General features: G+C 63.9%; 2 protein-coding genes. One reads left to right on the forward strand and one right to left on the reverse strand.

Annotation, left to right across the window (positions count from 1 at the left end; translation table 11 throughout):
• Nucleotides 1-108 precede the first annotated feature (108 nt).
• The gene (locus P3L18_RS28015) at nucleotides 109-303 is read left to right on the forward strand and encodes a hypothetical protein (protein WP_079929777.1); all 195 of its coding nucleotides are present in this window, start codon (nucleotides 109-111) and stop codon (nucleotides 301-303) included.
• 148 nt (nucleotides 304-451) lie between these two features.
• Here the strand turns inward: P3L18_RS28015 and P3L18_RS28020 are convergent, their stop codons facing one another.
• On the reverse strand, nucleotides 452-1801 hold the full coding sequence (locus P3L18_RS28020; RefSeq protein ID WP_276115985.1) for a flavin monoamine oxidase family protein: 1350 nt from the start codon (nucleotides 1799-1801) through the stop codon (nucleotides 452-454).
• Nucleotides 1802-2065 lie beyond the last annotated feature (264 nt).

Below are 2065 nucleotides of genomic sequence, written 5' to 3' on the forward strand. Positions count from 1 at the left end.
CGAACAGATCCTAGAAAAAGCCAACCGTCCAACAACTTCAAACTCGCGCCACTAGTTGGCTACTTGTTCGAGTGTCGCGCGTGCCCGAGCAACCTTGGCGTGGCGAGAATGGACTCCGCGGAACGACTCCGGTACACGCTCGTGCTCGAGACCGCGCTGTCCGAATGCGGCTACCTCGACGACCTCCCGCCGGGAGATACCGTCTCACTCGACGGCATCGTGGCCGTGTCGCGGATCACCCACCGAGTTGGTGGCCGCGTTCGCGCTGGCGGAACGCGACGGTGGCGAGCAGGCCAGGTCTGATCGAACGACACCGCGCATCATCGACCCACCTCCCGTCTCGGTCGACTGGTCGCAAGTCGACCCGACAGCGGCGCGACCTCCCGGCTTCGCTCGCCAACCGCCGCCACTACGGGGTGCGCGTCGGGGGAGTGCGCGAATGGGTGAACTGTTAGAGCATGGAGAGGAGGTGGGTTGCCGTGTCCGTTCCCGATCGCACCGCGCCTTCCATGTATCCGCTCCACTCGTCGGCGTATTCGGCGCCTGCCCAGTGGATTAGGCCGACGGGTTCACGCAGGACGGGACCGTAGCTGGTCCAGACGCCGGGACCGAATCCTGCTCCGTAGCATCCTCTCGTGAATTCTTCAGCGCCCCAGTCTTTCTCGAAGTAGGTCACTGGTTCTGCGGCAGTGGGCCCGTAGTAGCGCGTGAAACAGCCCAGTACTTGTGAGCGTCGCTGGGAAGCATCGAGGCGTTGCCAACGCCGTGCCTCACCTCCTTCGACGAACCCGAGCAAGATTCCGATCTCTCCGTTCGGCGGCGAAACGTCGAATGTCACCTTGACGGGCCCGGTGTCGGAGATCGCCTGCCCGTTGAGGCCGGCGTCGCGCCAGAACGGGGTCGGGTAGGTGGCGAAGCATTTGCTGACGGTTCCCGCCGGGACACGTTGGGTGAGTTGGTCGCGCCAGGAGGGTAGTGCCGGCTGGTAGTCGAGGCGTCCGGCGAGTGTCGGGGGGATTGCGACGACGATGAACCGGCCGGTGTAGACATGTCCGTGACGTGTTGTCGCTGTCACAGCGGACTCGGTCTGCTCGACAGCCGTTACCGGGTCGCCGAAGCGGATGTCGAGGGTCTCGGCGAGGCGTTGCGACACCAGTACCGAACCGCCCACGACACGGTCTTTCTGTGCGCCCTTGTCAGTGGCGGAGAGTGTCTCGAGGTCCCCGTTGCTGGCGGTGTAGAAGAGTGTGTGCAGCAGGGACAGGTCCGATGAGTCGGCGGAGTACAGTGCTTCGGCGAGTGTGCGAAAGTATGACCTGCCCGTGCCCGTCCTGAGGTTGCGGCGGATCCACGACTCGAACGTTTGACCGTCGAGTTCCGCGGCTTTGGGGTGGGCCCAAGGCGCGGCGGGGTCGACACCCTTGGCGAGCTTCTTGTAGCGAGCCAGCCCCTGGGCAAGATCAATTAAGGCTGCCGGGCTGATCTTTGGGGTGGCACCCTTGTGTGGCGCGAGTCGTGACTGTTTTCCGCCCAGGTCGACCACGAGCTGTCCGGCGTCGTTGTAGGTGGGGAAGGTGCGGAGGCCGAGGTCGGCAACGAGCCGGTACATCTCTGTATGTCCCTCGCCGATCCAGGTTCCGCCCAATTCGACGGGATGGCCGTCAAGTTCACCGCCTTCTGTGCGCCCGCCAACGCGATCGCGGGCCTCGAGTACGACTACCGAGTGCCCCCCTGCGGCCAGCCGACGCGCTGTGCTGAGCCCGGCTAGTCCTGCACCGACGACGATTACATCTGCCTCCATGACGGCCCCTTCAACTAATTCGGTCGTATGACTTAACTCTACGCGATGTGGTGACGGTTTGCGCGGGGATACCGGGCCTCTGGTGGTCCCGATTTGATAGCGAAGCCAGCTAGGTGGGCGCGCTCGAGCCTGTCTCCGCAATGTGGACGAGCGCGCCAAGGCGACCGCAGGTGTAACCCCGCATTCCTAAGAGGAGGGCGGGCCTAGGGGCAATACCGTTCAGTTAAGGTTACATGGGTGTAGTTTGTAGGGTATGCCTCGTGC

It is taken from the genome of Gordonia sp. N1V (assembly GCF_029269935.1).
Lineage (GTDB): Bacteria > Actinomycetota > Actinomycetes > Mycobacteriales > Mycobacteriaceae > Gordonia > Gordonia polyisoprenivorans.